We start from the raw sequence: 19,376 nt of genomic DNA, 5'->3' as shown, positions 1-19,376 counted from the left end.
CCGGACCGTCACCCGAGGCCGAGATCGGCCACCTCGAACGGGTGCCGGTACTCCAGCCCCGCCTCGGCGATCCGCGCCGCGGCCCCCCGCTCCAGGATCGTCGCGACGGCCACGACGTGCGCCCCCGCCTCCCGCAGCGCCTCCACCGCGGTCAGCACCGAACCGCCCGTGGTCGAGGTGTCCTCGACGGCCAGCACCCGTCGGCCCGCCACGTCCGGCCCCTCGATCCGGCGCTGCAGACCGTGCGCCTTGCCCGCCTTCCGCACCACGAACGCGTCCAGCGCGCGCCCCCGGGCCGCCGCCGCGTGCAGCATCGCGGTCGCCACCGGGTCCGCGCCGAGCGTCAGGCCCCCGACCGCCTCGTACTCCAGGTCGGCGGTCGCGTCGAGCATCACCGCCCCCACGAGCGGCGCGGCCGCCCCGTCCAGAGTCACCCTGCGCAGGTCCACGTACCAGGACGCGCGCTTGCCCGACGACAGCACGAAGTCGCCGTGCACGACCGCCTTGGCCTTGATCTGTTCCAGCAGTTCATCACGATCGCTCACGGGAAAACCCTATTCACCGCGCCCGCGTGCCCCGCGCCCGCCGTGTACGGTGCCGGGGAGGAGGAGGACATGACACCCGGATCCCTCGTGCTCCTGCACGCGCCGAACACCGGCTCCGCCGCCTGGGGCGACCTCCCCGAGACGCTCCGCTCCTACGGGCTCGACGTCATCGTCCCGGACGTCGCCGAGGGAACCGGCTCCCGCTACGTCGCCCGCGCCGCGCTGATCATCGCCGCGACCGCGCCCGCGACCCCGCTCGTCCTCGCCGCGCACGGCGCCGCCGGCCCGCTGCTGCCCGCGATCGCCCTCGCGCAGCGCGCCGCCCACCGCACCGTCGGCGGCTACCTCTTCGTCGACGCCGAGCTGCCCCGCCCCGCGCAGGCCCGCGACCACGATCATGAGCACGGGCACGGGGGCGCGGCCGCCCCGCCCGAACACGTCCCGTCCCCGCCGGACTGGCCGGACGCCCCGTGCGCGTACCTCCGCACCCACGCGGACCGCTCCGCGTCCCCGGAGCACGACCGGGCCGTCCGAGAGGCCCGCCTGCGCGGCTGGCCCGTCACCGAACACGAACCGCCGACCGCGGTGGCCCAGTCCCTGAGCGAGCTCCTCACGACGCTCTGAGCCCGCCCCCCGGCGCGCGTCCGCCCCGCCCGGCCCGCACGTGACGCGGACGAGCGCTCCGCGCGAGCGACGTCCGGCCCAGGCACACGGAACGTCCGTCCCGCACCCGGGGGCGGACGGACGGGCGAGGCGGGCGTTCTAGAACGGGCCGACGAGCACTCCACGCGAACGACGTCCGCCCCCCGCGCACACGGAACGCCCGCCCGTCCCGAGGGCACGGCGGACGACCGGCGGCGGACGGACGAGCGGACGAGCGCTCCACGCGAGCGACGTCCGGCCCCGCGCGCACACGGAACGCCCGCCCCACACCCGGCGGCGGCGGACGGACGCGGTCAGGCGTTCTTGAGCAGGTCGTCCAGGAGGGCGTCGTAGTCGTCCTCGCCGCGGCCGAGGTCGACGCGGGCCCGGTAGCGCAGGCGCAGGAGGGCTTCGAGGCTGTCCTCGGCGATCGCGACGTCGTCGGGGCCCGGGGTCAGGGACTCGGCCGGGGCCGTCTCGGCGGGGCCGCCGACGCCGGTGCCGACGGCGCTGTCGCGCAGGGCCAGGACGACGTCGGCGCCGCTGGTGGCCCAGTCGTGCGCACCGGTCGCGTCGCCCTGCGCGTAGAGGACCTCGGCGACCGCGCGGTACACCTCGGGGTCGCGGGGACGGTCGGCGCGGATCTGGTCGACGAGGGCGCGGGCCTCGTCGGGGCGGCCCAGCTCGAACAGCGCGTCGGCGAGGTAGGCGCGGGGATCGCCGTAGGTCTCGCCGCCGTCCTCCAGGGCCCGGTGGTAGAAGTCGGCGGCCTTGCCGTGGTCGCCCGCGTGCTGCCACTGCTCGCCCGCGCGCAGCAGCACGTTCGCGCGGGACACCCCGCCGGACACCGACTCGGCCAGCTCCGCCAGACGCCGGGCGGCCGCGATGTGATCGCCCGTGCGCAGGGTGTCGAACTCCAGGTCGTCGAGGTCGTCTTCCGTCACATGCGTCACGCTTCAACGCTACCCGTCGGCGCCCGGCCGAAGCGGGCGAATCTGGGATGTCGGTGAATACCGCCGCGTACCCGTCAGCTCACCTGCGGGAACGCTCGAGAGCGTCCCAGAACCCGCGGCGCAGCGCGTGCCGGACCTCGTCGTGCAGCAGGAAGTCGATGGGCAGCGACGAGCCCTGCAGCAGGCGGGCCTCCAGGTCGGAGGGCATCCGGGGCTTGCGGGCGAGGACGGCCTCGAGCCACAGCGCGGGCGCGTCCCGGGCGACGGACTCGCCGAAGTCCTGCCCCTCCTGGTGCGCGGCCTTGACCGCCTCGGCGAGCGACGGCGCGTGCTGCTGCTGGGCGGGCACCGGGGAGAGCTGCTGCGGCCCGGTGTAGGGCCCGGACGGACGGTTCGCCGGGAGCGGCGCCTGCGGCGCGGACGGCGGGGCGGGCGCGGGCACCGGCGGCGCGGTGTACTGCTGCCCGGCGGGCTGCGGCGGGGCGGCGTGCGTGCCGGTCTGCGCGGGCGCGGCGGGCTGCGCGGCGCCGCCGCCGCTGAACGACGCGCCGAACCCGCCGGAACCGGACGGGCCGGAGCCGAGCGTGCTCGAACCGAGCGCACCGCCGCCCGGCGAGCCGCCGAGCGGACCCGTGCCGGGACCCGCGTTCGGGCCCGTGCTGGAGCCCGTGCCGGGACCCGTGTGGGGGCCGGAGTCGAGGGCGCTGCCGCCGAACCCGCCGGTGCCGAACCCGGCGGACGAGGGCGGTGCGGGCGCCGGCGTCCGCCCCGTCGCGGACTGCCCGCCCAGCGGCGCGGACGGCATCGCGGACGGGCCCGTGGACGCCGTCCCCTGCGGCGGGCCGGTGATGGGCGACGCGGGCGGCGGCCCGTTGTGCGAGGTCGGCTGCAGGGAGCCGAGCGCGGCGCCGTTGCCGTGCCCGTTCGACAGCGGGCTCGCCCCGGACGCCGACGAGTGCGGCGACTGCGCGGACGGGACGGGCGGCGCCGAGTGCGCGGACGAGCCGATCGGCACGCCCGGCAGTACGGAGCCGGACGCGGGCGAGGAGATCGGCGAACCGTGCGAGGGCGCCGAGGACGTCGAACCGGTCGAGGGCACCGGCGACGGCGACGAGGAGGACGACGAGGACGCCGGGACGGACGGCGCGCCGGACGAACTCGTGCCGTCCATGCCCGTCAGGAGGTTCACGTACGGGCGCAGGTGCCCGGCGCCGATCTCGATGAGGTCGTCGCACTCCTGCCGCAGCACCCGCGAGATCGTCCAGTTGCCGTCGACGGCGACGTGCACGACGGTGACGCGGACGCCGAGGTCCTGCGCGTCGGCGACGACCTGGGAGAGGTCCTCGTCGCCGCTGACCAGCACGGCCTCGGCGAGGGCGGAGTTGCGGGCGAGGGTCATCAGGTCGCGGTGGATCTCGGTGTCGACGCCCTCGCGGCGGCCGGGGCGGATGCGCCCGAGGCGGAGCTTGAGGCCGGGCAGGTCGGCGAGCGACTCGTGCTCGAGGGAGCGGCGGCCCTCGACGGTGGCCTCGTACCAGTAGCAGCGGAGCAGGGGCAGGCCGGTGCGCTCCCTGGAAAGGTCGTTCAGCAGTTGCAGGACGCCGCCGAAATCCCAGGAGACGGCGTCGCGATGGCGGGTGCCGTGCACCGCCATGGCGCCGTCGCCGAGCAGGTAGCCGGCGTCTACGAACAGCGCGCAGCGATCCATGCGACACCGCCCTTCCTCTGGCATGGGAGCTCACGGGGTGCCCACTCCGCGGTCGGGCCGGCGAGCGTGACCATCGTTCGGCGCCTGCCCTTCCTGCTGTCGGAGACAATGGGCGGCGTAATGACCTCGGGCGCTCGATAGCGTAGTGAAGCCAGTCAGCCCGGTAGGCCAATACGGCGATTCGCCACTCTTTCACGGCGTCCCGCCCGTCCGCGACTCTCCGGTAACAACGAATTGGAGACTTCGGCGGACGCTACCAGCCGTTTCGGGCCGCCCCCGCGCTTCCGGCCGATCTTTACGGGAACGGGCAGGTGAACGGTTCGGGAGGGGAAGGGCGCGACCTCGCCTTCACGAACGCATGGCGACGCGGCGCACTCGGGGTGAGGGAGTTGTGGCCTCCAGGTCAGTTTGGACGGCGACTTCCGCGCGGACATCGACGCGGACGTCCACCTCGATGCCGGCCCCGAGACCCGTCCCGGCCCCGACGCCGGCGGCCGGCGGACGGGCGCCGCCCGGCGGGTCCGCGGGCCCCGCGGGCACGCGCACGTCCACGCCCGCCCGCACCCGCACGCGCGTCCGGACGAGCGCGCGCACCTCGACCTCGGCGTCGACCTCCACGACCGGCGCCTCGGGCTCCGGCTCCGGCTCCGGCTCCGGCTCGGGCTCCGGCTCCGGCTCGGGCGGGGCGGCCGGGCGCTCCGGTTCCGGCTCGGCGCGCGGCGGTTCGGGCGCCCGCTCCGGGGCGGCGACGGGCTCGACGGCGGCCGCCGGGACGGGCACGACCGGACGGGACGGCACTGGGCCGGGCGGTTCGGCGGGCGGGGCCGCCGGCGCGACGGGCCGCGCGACGACCGGCGGCACGGGCTTCGGCTCCGGCATCGGCTCGTCGCCGGACACCAGCACCATGGCCAGCGCGACCGCGCACGCGACGGTCGCGGCGCCCGCGCCGAGCGCCTGCCGCCCGCGCTTCGGCAGGCGCCCCAGCCAGGCGAGCAGCCCGCCGCCGCCCGCCGCCAGGTACGCGGTCGCCGCCGCGCCGAGCACCAGCGGGCCGAGGACCTCGCGCAGCGCGCCGTTCAGCTCGACGAGTTCGGCGTGGACGGCCTTGCAGTCGGCGCAGCCGTCGAGGTGGCCCCGGACCCGCCGGGTGTCGCGGCGGGCGAGGCCGTCCCGCACGTAGGCGCCGAGCTTGTCCACCGCCTCGCGGCAGGCGCGGCGCCCTGCGGGCAGCGCCGCCAGGTGCATCTGCAGGTACGCCTGCCGCAGCCCCTCGCGGGCCCGGTAGGCGAGCGCGGCGGCGCCGTTGGCGGTGAGGCCGAGCAGCGGGGCGACCTCGGCGGGCCGGGCGCCCTCGATCTCGGTGTGCCACAGGACGGTCTGCCAGCGTTCGGGCAGCGACTGGAACGCGCCGAGGACCATCGAGCGCTCCAGGTCGCGGACCGCCGGGTCCTCGAAGGGGGTGCCGCGGTCGAGGTCGTCGATCCGGTCGGTCGGGTGGACGCGGCGGTCCGCGCGGTACCGGTCGTACACCGCGCGCCGCACGGCGGTGAGCAGGTAGGGGCGGAAGCCGGAGTCGGGGCCGCCGCCGCGCCGCAGCAGGTCGAGGATCTTCGCGAGCGCCTCCTGGACGGCGTCCTCGGCGGCGTCGCCGTCGGCGAGGTGCCGGGCCAGGCCCCGGGCGGCGGGCACGTGCCGCGCGCAGAGCGTGCCGTAGGCGTCGGTGTCGCCGCCGCGGACCCGGGAGATGAGCGCCGCGTCCCCGGCCTCGGGTTCCTCCTCGTGCACACCGGCCCCCTCGCGCCGCGCCGCTCACGCCCCGTCGCGGTGCGCCCACGCACCGCAGCCGCCCGCCCGCTCATCTTGCCGCTTTGGCGGCCGTTTGTCGTTCGTTTCGGCGAGACCGGGTTTTTTCGCGGGAGTCACGTCATGGACATGTCGCGATGCCGTTGGATGAGGCGCGGACGATGTCGGAGGGGCTTCGTCCGCTACCGGGGGGTGTGCTCGCTCCGGCGAGGGGGCGGAGCGAGCACACCATCCCCCGCGCCGTCCCCGCGCCATTCCCCCGCGCCGTCCCCGCGCGTTCACCCGTGCGGCGGCTCAGCCGGTGATGTCGGCCCGGCCCAGCTCGACGAGCGTGCCCGCGTTGCGCGGCGACTCCCAGGTGACGTCGCAGTCGCGGCCGGCCAGCGTCACGGTGGCGATCGCGTTGTCGAACCAGGGCCCGTCGGTGACGCGCCACTTCAGCGGCGGCACGGGCACCTTCGCGAGCTTCCCGAGCCACCGGAACGGCGTCGCCGTCTCCCACATGCACGCGATCCGCTGGGCGACGCGGATCTTCCCGTCGAGCGGGTTGCGGAGCGGGGAGCAGACGATCTGCGCGATCTTCGTGTCGATCTCCGGGGCGTCGACCCGCGCCAGGTACGAGAAGTGCACGTCGCCGGACAGGAACGTGATGCTCGCGGGGACGGACCCGCGCTCGCCCCGCCCGACCGCGAGGACGTGCGAGGCGACCTCCCGGAACGACCGGTCGAACGCCGCCCAGTGCTCCAGGTCGACGGCCTGCCGCATCTTCTCGCCGAGCGCCGCGCCCGGCCGTCCCCACGCGCCCTCCGAGATCGCCTCGTTCCAGTTCTCGGCGTCGTGGATGGCGCGCGGCAGCAGGAAGGGCAGGGAGCTGGCGATGACGAGGTGCTCCACGTCGCCCTGGGTCTGCTCGTCCAGCCAGGCGAACTCGCGGTCGTCGAGCATCCCGCGCCGGTCGGGCGTCAGCAGGCGGGAGCAGCGGCTGTCGACGACGATGAACCGGACGCCGTCGAAGTCGTGCGCGTAGCTCCACCGCGTGCTCTCCGGCTCGCGGTCCGCGCGCTCGCTGAAGGCGTCCAGGACGTCCGCGGCGTCGCCGGTCGCGTCGGACGCCTCCCGCACGGACCTGAGGACCGGGTCGTCCGCCCGTTCCGCCGGGGACAGGTTCCCGAGGTGCTGGTACACCCAGTACGACCCGATCCCGCCGGTGATGCGCGCCCGCCACCACGGCTGCGCCCACATCTCCTCCCGCCACGCGTAGGAGGTGTTCCAGTCGTCGCGGATGTCGTGGTCGTCGAAGACGGTGAAGGTCGGGACCGTGGACAGCAGCCACCGCACGTCCACGTCGTCGCGCCACGCCATCTCGTAGAGGCGGACGTACTCCTCGTAGTCGGCGACCTCGCCGACCGGCTCGGCGTCGCCGCGCCGCGCGCGGATGTACTCGAGCATCTCCTCGCCGAGTTCGTCCGCGTAGACCTGGTCGCCGACCATCAGCAGGACGTCCGGCCACTCCACGCCGTCGCCGAACGTGCGCAGCCGGCGGGCGAACGCGGTGAGGGCGTCGTGCCCGAACTCCTCGACGGTGCCGGGCGAGCGGCGGCACGACCCGAACGCGATGCTGAGCGGGCGGCCGTCGCCCGGGAGGGTCCGGATGAGGCTCGGCGGGGACTCGGCGTCGAGCGGCCAGACGGTGTCCCCGCCGGCGACGACCTCGTAGGGGACGCGGGCGCCCGCCTCGAGTCCGGTGACCTCCACGATGGCGTAGTGGTGGCCGTGGACGGTGAACGTGCGCGACGCGGCGTCCACGCCCTCGCCCACGACGCGGACCTCGCAGGGACGGTCCGTCTCCACGAAGATCGTCGCCGTGTGGGCGCTCACGTGCCGGAGGTGGGGGCCGAGTACCAAAGCGGTCATACCTGCTCTCTACCGGGCAATGGGTCACCGCGTCCACCGGAACGGCGACCCCCGACCCGAGATCACTCGCCCGGACGCCCCCGCCGCGACGTGCACCGCGGGGGCGGCGGGCACGCGCCGGAGCACCTGCGCGGGGCGCCGGCGTCAGGGGTTCAGGAGGCTCGCCTCCTTGCCCGGGGGCAGGCCCGGGGACGGACGGTCGGGGCGCTGCGGCGCGCGTCCGCCGATCGCCCGGAGCCAGGCCCACGTGTCCGCGACCGTGTCGTCGACGGGACGGCAGCGCAGCCCGGTGGCCAGGGCGCGGTCCACGTTCGTGTTGTGCATGGCGTCGTGGAACTCTCCGGGATGCACCCAGATGGGGAGCTCGGTCCACGGTTCGACGCCCGCGCCGAGGATCCGTTCTGGGTGGGTCCAGACGAGTTGTGCGTCGGAGCCCGTCGCCCGGATGCAGGCGTCGAGGAGTTCGCCCATCGTCGTGTGGTTCAGGGCGCTGACCAGGTTGTAGGGGCCGGACAGCCGTTTCTCGATCGCGTCCAGCGTCCAGGCGGCGAGGTCGCGGGCGTCGATGTACTGGAGGCCGAGGTCGCGGGGGCCGGGCGCCACGACGCGGCCGCCCGCCGCGATCCTCGTCAGCCACCACGGCAGCCGCCCCACGTTCTCGTGCGGCCCCAGGATCAGTCCGGCCCGCACCAGGACGGTCCGGTCGTCGCCGAACGCGCCGAGTGCGGCGAGTTCCCCGCCGCGCTTCGCCGCCGCGTAGTCGTCCGCGCCGGCGTCGTCCGTGGAGCCCTGCGCGACGGGCGCGTCCTCGTCGTTGCCCGGCGCCGACGGCAGCGGGTAGACCGACGCGCTGGACACGTAGACGAACCGTTCCGCGCGGTCCGCGAGGAGGCGGGCGGCGTCGCGGACGGCGACCGGCGCCCACGACCAGGTGTCGACGACCGCGTCCCATTCGCCGGTCGCGAGCGGTTCGAGGCCGCCGTCCGCCGTCCGGTCCCCGACGAGGGCCGTCGCGCCGGGCGGCGGCTCGTGGCGGCCCCGGTTGAAGACGGTCACGTCCCAGCCGCGCGCGAGGGCGTCCTCGACGAGGGCACGGCCCACGAACTCGGTTCCTCCGAGCATCAGCAATCGCATGGGGCTAACTGTACGCTCTGTACGTTACGTACAGAAGTGGCCTCGCCGCTCGCCTCGACCGCGCCGACCACCTCATTGACGGAGGAGCGGTCAAGACCGCCCGGCGACCGGTAGGTTCGCGCCCGTGACCGGTTTCGACATCGTCCGCGACCTCCCCGCCGCCCTCCACGACCGGGAGGCCGCCTGGACGTACGTCCGGGGCTTCGCCGCCCACTGGGGCGTCCCGCTCGGCCCCGGCGACGGCACCCCCGGCACCGAACTGGACGCCGCCGAAGGACACCTCGGCGTCCGGCTGCCCGCCGCCGTGCGGGAGGCGTACGCGCTCTTCGGCCGCCGCCCCGACCTGCACACCAACCTGCACGGTCTGCTGGCACCGGACGACTTCTACCTGCACGCGGGCGGAGTCGTGTTCCGCGAGGAGCACCAGGGCGTCGCGACATGGGGCGTCCTCGTCACCGACATGCACGCCGGTGACGCGGGCGCCCCCGACCCGCCCGTCCGGATCAGCATGGACGACGAACCCTGGAAGCCCTGGTACGACACGTTCTCCGTCGCCTGCCTGGAGATCCTCCTGACCGAGGCCACCCAGTCCGAGGACCTCTGCGACCACCGCGATCTCGACGCCGGCGACGACCTCGAGCGGCACTTCACCCGCGTGCCGCTGCCCTTCCCCGGCGACACGGTCGCGTTCTACGCGGGGCCCGGCGTGCTCCTGTGCGACGCCGTCGGCATGCTTTCCGTCCGCGCCCGCGACCAGGAGACCCTCGACCGCTTCCGGGACGCCCACCCGGGTCCCTGGCTGAACGGCTGAACCGCCCGGTCACACCCTCCAGACGCGCACCGGCGGCCCCGAGTCGACGTCGCGCCCGGCCGCCGCCAGCCGCTCGTCGTCCAGCCAGACGACCGCGTTCATCGACTCCTGTGGCCCGCGCAGCCGCCGCACGTGCCGCCCGGTGCCGACCTCCCAGACGTGGACGTCGCCGTCCTCGTGGGCCGTCGCCAGGACCGTTCCATTCGGCGAGAACGCCAGGTCGGCGGGCTGTCCGGTGCCTGCCGGAAAAGGCATCGAGCGGCCGGACCCGAACGCCCGGCCGTCCCGCCGCCACAGCCGGACCGACACCGGGTCGCCCACCGCGACGAGCGTCCCGTCCGCCGACCACGCCACGCAGTGCCGCACCGTCGGGCCCGTCCGGACGAGCTCGGCCACGACCGCCCCGTCCGCCGCGTCCAGCACCGCGACGCCCTTCTTCCGGCCGTCCCCGACGATCGCCAGCAGCGTCCCGCCCGCGCCGAACCGCACCGCCGCCGCCGGACGCTCCACCCGCCACCGCTCGCGCCCCGCCTCGAACGCCCGGACGGTCTCGCCCGCGGCCGCCGTGACGGCGCCGTCCGGCGACACCGCGACGTCCCAGGCGTCGTCGAAGCCCGCCGCGCGGCAGATCCCGCCCGGCAGCGAGACGCGCACCGGGTCGCCCCCGTCGCGCAGGACGAGCGTCCGGCCGTCCGCCGAGATCGCGGCCCGCCAGTAGCTCGCGTAGTGCCGCACGGCCAGGATCTCCCGGCCGTCCGCCGCCTCCCACGCGAACACCTCGCCGCCCGACCCGCACGCCACGAGCAGCCCCGCCTCCGCCGCGAACGCGAGCGCCGTGACCTGGTACGCCCCCGTCGAGCCGAACGTCCGGGCGTCCCCGGACGACGGTTCCCGCACGACCAGGCCGCGGGCCAGCCGCGCGACCGCCGCGGGCGGGTTCAGCCGCCGCGCGTTCTCCAGCCGGCTCCGGTCGCTCTGGTCGCCCTGCAGCACCGTGACGATCACGCGTTCGCGCTCGTCCCCGTCGCCGAAGAACCCTTCGCGGTCGAGCCTGGCCAGCGCGCGGAAGCACGCCTCCAGCCGCGTCTCCACCTCCGCCTCGACGTCCTCGTCGCTCTCGCCGGCGTCCGCGTCGCGGCGCGCCAGCAGGTCCGCGACCGGGCCGAAGTGGTGCTCGCCGAGCATGTGGTGCGGCGAGTCCGCCGGGCTCCACCGCAGGCCGTCCGCCTGTGCCCCGACCAGGCCGCCGAACTCGGCCGCGTACACGCGCGCCACCGCCCGCAGCCCCTCCTCCGAACTGCACGTCGGCAGGATGTACTCCAGGAGCGGGCCGGTGAAGAGCCCGTAGCAGTAGAACGTCTCGCCGGGATGGGCGTCCCGGGCCTGGGTGAACGCCGCGCGGGCCGCGTCGGCCAGCGGCACCGCCAGTTCCTCGATCGCCGCCCAGCGAACCGGGTCCGCGCCCATCGGGGCGCCCCCGAACCTCACCCGGCGTCCCGGGCCGAACCGTGCACGTCCGTGCGAAGCCCCATCGACACTCCCTCGCCGCCGCCCGCTTCGACATCTGATTACCACCATTCACGGACGGTTCGCGTACGGCCGCGCGCATCCGCCCGCCCACCGTCCGCATCCGGCCGCATCGCCGCGCCCGCGGGGGCTTCGCGGACTCGCGGATGCGGCCGGGGAGGGCTGCGCGCCGGGCGGGCGCGGGCACGCCGGGCGGGCGGGGGCACGGCGCGGCGGGGCCGGTTCGGGCGGAACCGGGCGGGCGTCAGGCGGGGCCGAGGAGGTCCCAGCGGTTGCCGGCCACGTCGAGGAACACCGCCACGCGGCCGTACGGCTCGGTGCGCGGCGCGGTCACGAACTCCACGCCCGCGCCCGCCAGCCGCGCGTACTCGGCGTCGAAGTCGTCCACGCGCAGGAAGAACCCGACGCGTCCGGCGACCTGGTCCCCGACGGCGGACGCCTGCCGGTCGCCGTCCGCGCGGGCGAGCAGGATCCCGGTCCCGCCGCCGGGCGGGCGGACGACGACCCACCGCTTCGGGCGGCCGTCGTTCGTCCGCGCGGGAGCGTCCTCGGCGAGGTCGAAGCCGAGGACGCCCGTGAAGAACGCGATCGCCGGGTCGTAGTCGTCGACGACGATCGTCACCAGTTCGATGTGCATCTGCCCCGCTTCCGGTCCGGACGGGGCGTCAAACTACCGGACGGGTCAGTTGTGCGTGTGCGCGGAGCGTTGCGGGCGCTCGACGAGCGGGGTGTCGACGAGGTGCTCGATCAGGAACCACGCCTGCAGCTCGTTGGTGCGGATGACCTCGGAGACGAGCAGGTCGTTCGTCCCGTCGTCGCCCATCTCCTGCGCGCGCGCCGCCGCGTCGTGGCAGGCGACGAGGATGGTCTCGTGCCCCTCGATCAGCCGCGACAGCATCGCCGGCACCTCCTCGACGCCGTTCGGCGGGCGCGGGATGACGGTGATCTCCGCGACGTGGCGCGGGTCCCCGATCGCGACGCCGCCCAGCGTCTGGACGCGCTCGGCGATCGTGTCGACGAGTTCGAGCTGCTCCCCGGCGTGCTTGTCCAGCAGCAGATGCAGCTGGTAGAACGTCGGGCCGCGCATCAGCCAGTGGTGCTTCTTGTAGTGGCTGTAGAGGATCTGGGTGTCGGCGAGGATCTGGTTGAGGCGCTGGCAGGAGTACTCGCGCGCGTCCCGGGACAGGCCGAGCGGGAACATCCGCATGGTCCCGAACTCCTGGATCTCCCTGCCGTCCACGTGCAGCCACGGCTGGCTGGAACGGGTCGTGTTCGTCGAGCGGTCGGCCGCCATTGCTCGGCTCCTCGAAAGTCGGCGATCGTGTACAACCGCCCGTAACTTCCCCAGAGCTGCATCAAACGCACCGTAATAGGGCTAAAGAGGACGCCAAATTCTCAGCGGACGGGCGTGAACTCGCAGGGCAGCCGCTTGATCCCGTTGAGGAAGCTGGAGCGCAACCGGTCCGGTTCGCCGGACGCGCGGATGTCGGGCACGCGCCGGAACAGCTCGCGGAACATCACGGTGATCTCCCGGCGGGCCAGATGCGCGCCGAGGCAGAAGTGCGGACCGGCGGCCCCGAACCCGATGTGCGGGTTCGGGTCGCGGCCGACGTCGAACCGGTCCGGGGCGTCGAACACCGACTCGTCCCGGTTCGCGGACCAGTAGCACAGCAGCACCTTGTCGCCCTCGGCGAACCGCTGCCCGCTCGCCGTCTCGTGGTCGCGCGTCAGCGTCCGCCGCATGTAGACCACCGGGGACGCGACCCGGACGATCTCCTCGACGGCCGTCCGCGCGTACCCGTCGAAGTCCGACGCCCAGCGGGCCCGCTGCTCGGGATGGTCCGTCAGCAGCACGAGGCCGTGCGAGATCGCGTTGCGGGTCGTCTCGTTGCCCGCCAGGACGAGCAGCACGAAGAACGACGCGATCTCCTGCCGGGTCAGCCGCTCCCCGTCGGGGTTCGCGCTGATCAGCGCGGTCGTGAGGTCGCCGGCGGGACGTTCGGCGCGCACCCGCGCGAGGTCGGCCACGAGGTCGCCGAGCTCGTTCGCGGCCGCCATCACCGCCGTGCTCACGTCCTCGAGCTCGGCCACGTACTCGGGGTCCTCGGCACCGAGGATGACGTTCGACCGGTCGAACACGAACGCCTGGTCCTTCTCGTCGATGCCCATCAGGTCGCAGATGATCCGCAGCGGCAGCCGGGCGGCGATCTCCGCGACGAAGTCGCACGATCCCCGCTCGGCCACGCGGTCCACGACCTCGGCGGCCGCCCGCTCCACGTCGCCGGCGAACCGCTGGATCATCCGCGGGGTGAACGCCTGCGAGACGATCCGGCGCAGCCGCGCGTGCCGCGGGTCGTCCATCGAGATCATCGAGTTGAAGATCTCGACGAACTCGGGCGCCCGCTCCTCGATCCGGATGCCCTGCGCGGAGCTGAAGACCTCCGGGTGCCGGCTCGCCTCCTGGACGTCCGCGTGCCGCGTCAGCACGTAGTAGCCGGGGCCCACGCCGCCGCCGACGTCCATCGTCTCGGCGTAGAACGGCGCCTCCGGACGCTCCCGCAGCAGCGCGAACGCGGCGTCGCGCTCGTCCAGGGGGCGGGTCCAGAAGTCCAGGTCGGAGAAGTCGATGTCGTCGGGCGCGAGCGCCGCCCGCGGTCGTGCCTGCCCCATCGTCAGCCCTTTCGCGGGGAGCCGGGTCCGTCTCCATCCTCGCGGCGCCGCACTCGCTGTCAAGGCGATGTCAGGGCCGGACCCGGCCGCCGCGCGGCCGTCACCGCACGACCGTCAGCGCGCGGCCGTCACCGCACGGCGGTCAGCCGGTGAACGCCTCGACGAGCGTCCAGGCGGCCAGGCCCGCCATGCAGAGGGCGCCGGCGCGCTGGACGGTCCGCAGCGGGACCCTCTTGGCGATGAACCGGCCCGCGAGCAGGGCCAGCGCCGACACCGACATCAGCGCGGCGGCCGACCCGATCGCCGTCGGCAGCCAGCCGTTGGTGGCGGCCAGGTTCGCGGTGGTGATCTGGGTGAGGTCGCCCCACTCGCTGACGAAGACGGCCATGAACGCCGCGGTGTAGACGGGCCAGAACGCGGTCATGGTCCTGCCTCCCGCGTCCCCCTCGCCGTCCTCGCCACCGCCGCGCCACAGCATGACGGCGCCGAAGGCGAACAGCGCGGCCGACACCAGCTTCACGGCCGTCCCCGGCAGCAGGCTCAGCAGGCTCCCGGCGCCCACCGCGAGCGCCACGTGCACGGCGAACGCGGTGGACGTGCCGAACCAGACGTACAGGGGCCGCATCCGCGTGCCCATCGCCAGGGACGCGAACATCGTCTTGTCGGGGAGTTCGGCGAGGAAGATGAGGCCGAAGGCGGTGAGGATCGCCAGCGGTTCGAGGCTCATGGCGGCGCTTTCTGCTGGGGCCGGGCAGAGCGCCGCACCTCGGGGAGGACCACTCGGCCCGGCACGACGGGACGCCCCGCACGGAGGTGCGGGCCGCATCATGCCTGGCCGAAGGTCTCGTCCGCCCGCGGGGGCCGCGGGCCCGATGGCCGGGACATCCTCGGACGTCCAGTATGTCGACCAGCGGTGTTACAGGACTACTCCCCTTCGCTGCATCCCATTCATACCCGCTCGTCCCCGTTCACTTCAAGGCCCGGTCACGGGACGGCCGGGGGATCCGCCGGTGACGACGACCGCCCGTCCGGACGGGCGCCGTCCGGACGGGCGGGGGACGGGAGGAGGCGCGGGGCCACGGCGGCGCCGAGAGTCGCCCCGGCGGCCGCCAGCAGGACGACCGTCCACGCCCCGGCGCCCAGCGGGGTGCAGCCGAAGAACTGGCTGACGCCCGGCGTCTCCACCACGGCGAGCAGCGCGGCGGCCGACGCCGCGCAGGTCGCGAGGACGAGCGGGCTGTGCCAGCGCGCGATGAGCGTCTGCCCGAGCTGGGCGCCGACGAGCGCGGCAAGCCCCATCGTGGACGCGCGGCGCGCCCCGCCCGGCAGGAACCGGGCGACCCGGCCCGCCTGCCAGGAGACCAGCGCCGCCGCGGCGGTCGCGGTGCCGCGGACCGCGAGCACCTGCTGCATCTCCCGGCCGGTGAACCCGCGCACCGGGCCGCCGCCGAGCGTCGCGGCGGGGTCGCCGCCCGGCCCGGCCGGGGTGATCGCCACGGCGAGCGACGGCAGCATGTCGGTGAGCATGTTGACCACGAGCACCTGCCGGGGGCTGAGCGGGGCGTTGCCCTCCAGCGCCGTCCCGAGGACGGTGAAGGCGACCTCGCCCGAGTTGCCGCCGACGAGGATCGCCGCGGCGTCGCGGACGCTGCGCCACAGCGCGCGCCCCTCCCGCAGGGCGTCCAGGATCAGCGCGTTGTCGGGCGCGGTGAGGACCAGGTCGGCGGCGCTGCGGGCGGCGCCGGAGCCGCGCCCGGCGACCGCGATGCCGACGTCGGCGCGGTGGATGGCCGCGGCGTCGTTCGCGCCGTCGCCGGTCATCGCCACCACCCGTCCGGCCCGGTGCAGGTCCTTGACGATGCGGACCTTCTGCGCGGGCGACACGCGGGCGAAGACGGACGCCGCCTCGACGGCCTTCACCCGCGCGCCGACCGGCAGCCCGTCCATCTCGGCGCCGGTCAGGACGCGGTCGGCGCCGGGGATGCCGAGTTCGGCGGCAACGGCGGCGGCGGTGTCCGGATGGTCCCCGGTGATCATGGTGACCCGCACCCCGGCGTCGCGGAGCCGCTGCACCGCCTCCTGCGCGGTGGGGCGCGGGGTGTCGGCGATCCCGATGAAGCCGAGCAGGGTGAGGTCCGCGACGTGCTCGGCGATCTCGCCGCGCACCGCGCCGGCGTCCGGGACGGTCCGCTCCGCGACGGCGAGCACCCGCAGGCCCTGCCCGGCCAGCCGGTGCACGGTCGCGGCGGCGGACCGGCGGCGGGCGGCGGTGAGCGGCGCGTCCGCCGCGCCGCCGCGCGCGGCGGCCTTGCGCGCGGCGCCCCGCAGGTCGGGCCGCCGCTGCCCGCCGCGCACCCGCGCGCACAGCTCCAGCAGCACCTCCGGGGCGCCCTTCACCGCGATGACCGCTTGGTCGCCGTCGTGTCCGAGGGACGCCGACAGCCCCCGGGTCGTCTCGAACGGCAGCTCCTCCACCAGCCGCCACCCGGTGTCGCGCGGCAGGCTCTCCGCGCGCTCCAGCACCGCCCGGTCGGTCGCGTGCGCGGCCGTCCCGTCGCCCGGCGGCGGGCACGCGCGGGCCGCGACCCGCAGGATGCGCCGCCCGTCGTCCCCGGTCAGCGGCAGCGGATGGGCGGGACCGGACGCCCGGACGACCTGCAGCCGCCCCTCGGTGAGCGTGCCGGTCTTGTCGAAGCACAGGGTGTCGACCCGGCCGAGCGCCTCCAGCGCCCGGGTGGAGCGCACCAGCACGCCGAGCCGCGACAGCCGCCGCGCCGCCGCGAGCTGCGCGACGGTCGCCACCAGCGGCAGCCCCTCGGGGACGGCCGCCACCGCGATCGCGACGCCCGAACCGAGGGCGCGCCGCAGGTCCAGGCCGTGCGCCAGGCCGAGCGCGGTGACGGCCGCGCCGCCCAGCGCGGTCGCGGGCAGCGCCCGGTGCGTGAGGTCCGCCAGCCGCGCCTGCATGCTGGACGAGGTGTCCGCGCGGCCCGCGAGCGCCGCGGCCCGGCCCGCCTCGGTCGCCTCGGCCGTCGCGACGACCGCGGCGACCGCCGTCCCCGCGCTGACCGTCGTGCCCTCGTAGACCATGCAGTGCCGGTCGGCCGGGTCGTCCCCCGGCGACGGCTCGACGCTCTTGCCGACCGGCACCGACTCGCCGGTGAGCGTCGCCTCGTCCACCTCCAGCGACTCGGCCCACAGCAGCCGGGCGTCCGCGGGCACGACGTCCTCGGCGCCCAGCAGGATCGCGTCCCCGGAGCGCAGCCGGTCCGCCGTGACCCGGTCGCTCCGGGCGCCGCGCAGCCGCTCGAAACCGCCCGCCGTGCCGGGCGCGACGCGCAGGCGGCGCGCGTGGATCCGCTGCCCGCGCATCAGGTCCTCGAGGGCGCGCTCCGCCCGCATCCGCTGCGCGGCGCCGATCAGCGCGTTGCCCGTCATGACCCCGGCGACCAGCAGCGCGTCCACGCTGGAGCCCACCACCGCCGACGCCGCCGCGCCGAGCGCGAGGACGGGCGTCAGCGGGTCGTCGAGCTCCTGCCGGACGGCCGCGGCGAGCCGGAGGCCCGACCCGACCGGCCCCGCGACACCCCGCCCGTGCCCGTCCGTCCGCCCGTCCGTTCGCTCGTCCGCCCGGTCGCCGGTCCCGCCGTCCGGGCGGCGCGCGCGGGTGCGGGCCAGGCGGCGCCACGCCTCCTCGGCGGTGAGCGCGTGCCAGGCGTCCCGGACCACCGGGGGCGGCGGCGGGCGATGGTTCAGCCGCCGCGCCGTCACCGCGTTCGCCAGCATCGCCGTCAGCGACGCCGCGTACACCGGGGGGACGTCCTGCCAGGTCCCGAGCACCCGGCGCAGCGGGCCCCCGGCGCGCCGCCGCGTCCGGCCCACCAGCAGCAGCGCGCCCAGCGCGGACGCGCTCAGCGACAGCTGCGCGGCCCGCTCGCTCGCCCGCCGCGCGGGCCGCACCGCCGCCGGCAGCCGCCACACCTCCGCCAGCCCCGGACCGCACACGAGGTCCGCGCGCCAGTCGGCCGGGCCGTCCCCGCGCAGCACGCCGACGCCCACGTCGGCCGCGGCGAGCGCCTCGTCCCGCCCGGCCGCGATCACCATCACGCCCTGCCCGCCGCGCTGCAGGTCGCGGACGCACCCGGCCAGCTCGTCCGCCGCCACGGGGGAGTCGTCCCCCCACGCCAGCAGCTCCCGCGTGCTGGCGTGCTCCGACAGCACCACCACGTCCGCCGCCTCGTGCGCCGCGCCCAGCAGCCCCTCGGCGAGCGGGTCGAGCGACTCCCCGACCCGCACCCGGCCGAACCGGGCACCGTCCGCGCCGACCAGGTCGAGCGTGACGCCGTCCGCGTCGGCGGGCCCGCCGGACGGCGCGTCCGCCGCGCGCTCCAGCCGCCGGCCGTCCGCGCCCGGCCACGGTCCCGGGCCCCGCAGGTCGTCCGGTCCGTACCCGGCGAGGAGCGCGTCCGCCGCGCGCCACACGCCCGCGTCGTCCAGCGCGTCCCCGGTGGAGACCGCCGACAGCAGCCGCAGGTCCCCGTCGCACAGGACGGCCGAGTCGATCACCACCGCGCCGATCCGGTCCAGCCGCCGCAGCGCCCCCGGATCGAGCTGCACCACGCCCCGCCGCGCGAGGTCGTGCGCCAGCACCGCCGCGAACGCCTCCCGGCCGTGCCGCGCCGCCTTCGGGACGGTCGCCATCAGCAGCTCGGCGGCCGCCGCCGCGTCGTGCGTCCCGACCAGCACCCCGGCGTCCCCGAGCAGGTCGCCGATCGCCGTCCGGTCCGCGGCCCGCTCCACCGGCCCGTCCGGCAGCGGGCACGGACGCTCGGCACGCGCACCGGGCTCGACCGGCTGGCCCGGCGCGCACAGGCGCGGCTCACGGGCCCGCCACGCCTCCCGGCGCGCCGCGATCTCGTACAGCTGGAACACCCGGTGGGCGGCGTCGACCGCGACCGGCACGAGACCGTGCCCGGCGCCCTGCGCCACGGCGTTGGCCACCCCGAGCACGGCGTCCGCGCGCAGCACCCCGAGGCGCCGCTCCACCGCGCCGCGCACCTGCGGGATCGAGTCCGCCACCGACACCGCCGCCCGCACCGGGCTCGGCAGCGGCCGCCGGACGAGCAGCCGCCCGGCCACCGCGCCTACGAGGCCCGCGCAGTCCGCCACCAGGGCCGACGTCGCCGCCGCCCACGCCATGTCGTCGTCCGGGGGGACCGTGTCCGCCGGAGCGCCGGACGGTTCGGCGCCGTGCGCCGCCTCCACGTCCGCGACCGCCGCCACGAGGGACGGCACGTCCACGGCGTCCTCCGCGTACGCCACCAGGACGTGCCCGGTGACCGCGTTGACCTCCGCCCAGTCGACACCCTCCAGCCGCCGCAGCGCGCCGGTCAGCGCCGCCGCGTACCGCCGGTGCGCCGCGCCGTCCCCGCCGTCCGGCATGCCGTGCACCTGGATGTGCGCCCGCCCGTCCCCGGTCCACACCCTGCGGCGCGGACCCCCGGCGGCGAGCGCCGCCACCCGGCGCACCCCGGCGCCGACGGTCGCGGCCACGGACGTCCCCGGGATCCGCACGCCGTTCCCCCTCCCGACTCCGCGAACGACTACCCGGAGTCACCGAAGGCAAACGGAACGCGCGCGACTTACCCGTCGGGCGGAGAACTGTGGCG

At 76.1% G+C, this 19,376-nt stretch carries 14 protein-coding genes; 2 read left to right on the top strand and 12 right to left on the bottom strand.

The window, feature by feature from the left end:
* Positions 1 to 8: 8 nt before the first annotated feature.
* Positions 9 to 545 carry an orotate phosphoribosyltransferase gene (gene pyrE / locus F7P10_RS22480; RefSeq protein ID WP_151011935.1) on the bottom strand — a complete coding sequence of 179 codons (537 nt, stop codon included), beginning with the start codon at positions 543 to 545 and terminating at the stop codon, positions 9 to 11.
* Positions 546 to 614: 69 nt separating this feature from the next.
* Here pyrE and F7P10_RS22475 point away from each other — a divergent pair, with 69 nt between their 5' ends.
* Positions 615 to 1,169 (top strand): hypothetical protein, encoded by a 555-nt coding sequence (locus F7P10_RS22475; RefSeq protein ID WP_151011933.1) that lies wholly within the window; start codon positions 615 to 617, stop codon positions 1,167 to 1,169.
* 332 nt (positions 1,170 to 1,501) lie between these two features.
* Here the strand turns inward: F7P10_RS22475 and F7P10_RS22470 are convergent, their stop codons facing one another.
* The 5 genes from F7P10_RS22470 to F7P10_RS22450 form a co-directional block, all read right to left on the bottom strand.
* Complete coding sequence (locus F7P10_RS22470; protein ID WP_254715954.1) at positions 1,502 to 2,140, bottom strand: tetratricopeptide repeat protein; 639 nt, start codon at positions 2,138 to 2,140, stop codon at positions 1,502 to 1,504.
* A gap of 79 nt (positions 2,141 to 2,219) precedes the next feature.
* Positions 2,220 to 3,848 carry an NYN domain-containing protein gene (locus tag F7P10_RS22465; protein ID WP_151011931.1) on the bottom strand — a complete coding sequence of 543 codons (1,629 nt, stop codon included), beginning with the start codon at positions 3,846 to 3,848 and terminating at the stop codon, positions 2,220 to 2,222.
* 348 nt (positions 3,849 to 4,196) lie between these two features.
* Complete coding sequence (locus tag F7P10_RS22460) at positions 4,197 to 5,633, bottom strand: sigma-70 family RNA polymerase sigma factor (RefSeq protein ID WP_151011929.1); 1,437 nt, start codon at positions 5,631 to 5,633, stop codon at positions 4,197 to 4,199.
* Positions 5,634 to 5,945: 312 nt separating this feature from the next.
* Positions 5,946 to 7,565 carry an alkaline phosphatase D family protein gene (locus tag F7P10_RS22455; protein ID WP_151011927.1) on the bottom strand — a complete coding sequence of 540 codons (1,620 nt, stop codon included), beginning with the start codon at positions 7,563 to 7,565 and terminating at the stop codon, positions 5,946 to 5,948.
* A gap of 144 nt (positions 7,566 to 7,709) precedes the next feature.
* Positions 7,710 to 8,699, bottom strand: coding sequence for an NAD-dependent epimerase/dehydratase family protein (locus F7P10_RS22450; RefSeq protein ID WP_151011925.1), 990 nt, complete (start codon positions 8,697 to 8,699; stop codon positions 7,710 to 7,712).
* Positions 8,700 to 8,823: 124 nt separating this feature from the next.
* Between F7P10_RS22450 and F7P10_RS22445 the strand changes: the two genes are divergently transcribed.
* Positions 8,824 to 9,510, top strand: a complete 687-nt coding sequence (locus tag F7P10_RS22445) for an SMI1/KNR4 family protein (RefSeq protein ID WP_151011923.1) — start codon at positions 8,824 to 8,826, stop codon at positions 9,508 to 9,510.
* Between the two features lie 9 nt (positions 9,511 to 9,519).
* Here F7P10_RS22445 and F7P10_RS22440 read toward each other — a convergent pair whose 3' ends face one another.
* The 6 genes from F7P10_RS22440 to F7P10_RS22415 all read right to left on the bottom strand — a co-directional run bounded on the left by F7P10_RS22440 (position 9,520) and on the right by F7P10_RS22415 (position 19,281).
* Complete coding sequence (locus F7P10_RS22440) at positions 9,520 to 10,998, bottom strand: DUF4303 domain-containing protein (protein WP_176611615.1); 1,479 nt, start codon at positions 10,996 to 10,998, stop codon at positions 9,520 to 9,522.
* A gap of 283 nt (positions 10,999 to 11,281) precedes the next feature.
* Positions 11,282 to 11,674, bottom strand: a complete 393-nt coding sequence (locus F7P10_RS22435; RefSeq protein ID WP_151011919.1) for a VOC family protein — start codon at positions 11,672 to 11,674, stop codon at positions 11,282 to 11,284.
* A 45-nt stretch (positions 11,675 to 11,719) separates the two neighbouring features.
* Positions 11,720 to 12,331, bottom strand: a complete 612-nt coding sequence (locus tag F7P10_RS22430) for a Dps family protein (protein ID WP_151011917.1) — start codon at positions 12,329 to 12,331, stop codon at positions 11,720 to 11,722.
* A gap of 101 nt (positions 12,332 to 12,432) precedes the next feature.
* A complete protein-coding gene (locus tag F7P10_RS22425) occupies positions 12,433 to 13,707 on the bottom strand; it encodes a cytochrome P450 (protein WP_151011915.1) in 1,275 nt (424 codons plus the stop codon).
* Positions 13,708 to 13,849: 142 nt separating this feature from the next.
* On the bottom strand, positions 13,850 to 14,434 hold the full coding sequence (locus tag F7P10_RS22420) for a TMEM165/GDT1 family protein (RefSeq protein WP_151011913.1): 585 nt from the start codon (positions 14,432 to 14,434) through the stop codon (positions 13,850 to 13,852).
* 257 nt (positions 14,435 to 14,691) lie between these two features.
* Positions 14,692 to 19,281: a cation-translocating P-type ATPase gene (locus F7P10_RS22415; RefSeq protein ID WP_218040114.1), complete on the bottom strand. Its 4,590-nt coding sequence runs from the start codon at positions 19,279 to 19,281 to the stop codon at positions 14,692 to 14,694.
* Positions 19,282 to 19,376 lie beyond the last annotated feature (95 nt).

Origin of the sequence: Actinomadura sp. WMMB 499, assembly GCF_008824145.1 — a bacterium.
Taxonomy (GTDB): Bacteria; Actinomycetota; Actinomycetes; order Streptosporangiales; family Streptosporangiaceae; genus Spirillospora.
Note: the sequence above shows the minus strand (reverse complement) of the source record. Positions and strands in the feature narration are given on the sequence as shown.

Coding starts and splice junctions, on each gene's coding strand:
- F7P10_RS22420 (WP_151011913.1), bottom strand. CDS start 14,434: ATGAGCCTCGAACCGCTGGCGATCCTCACCGCCTTCGGCCTCATCTTC.
- F7P10_RS22430 (WP_151011917.1), bottom strand. CDS start 12,331: ATGGCGGCCGACCGCTCGACGAACACGACCCGTTCCAGCCAGCCGTGG.
- F7P10_RS22455 (WP_151011927.1), bottom strand. CDS start 7,565: ATGACCGCTTTGGTACTCGGCCCCCACCTCCGGCACGTGAGCGCCCAC.
- F7P10_RS22450 (WP_151011925.1), bottom strand. CDS start 8,699: ATGCGATTGCTGATGCTCGGAGGAACCGAGTTCGTGGGCCGTGCCCTC.
- F7P10_RS22475 (WP_151011933.1), top strand. CDS start 615: ATGACACCCGGATCCCTCGTGCTCCTGCACGCGCCGAACACCGGCTCC.
- F7P10_RS22465 (WP_151011931.1), bottom strand. CDS start 3,848: ATGGATCGCTGCGCGCTGTTCGTAGACGCCGGCTACCTGCTCGGCGAC.
- F7P10_RS22425 (WP_151011915.1), bottom strand. CDS start 13,707: ATGGGGCAGGCACGACCGCGGGCGGCGCTCGCGCCCGACGACATCGAC.
- F7P10_RS22435 (WP_151011919.1), bottom strand. CDS start 11,674: ATGCACATCGAACTGGTGACGATCGTCGTCGACGACTACGACCCGGCG.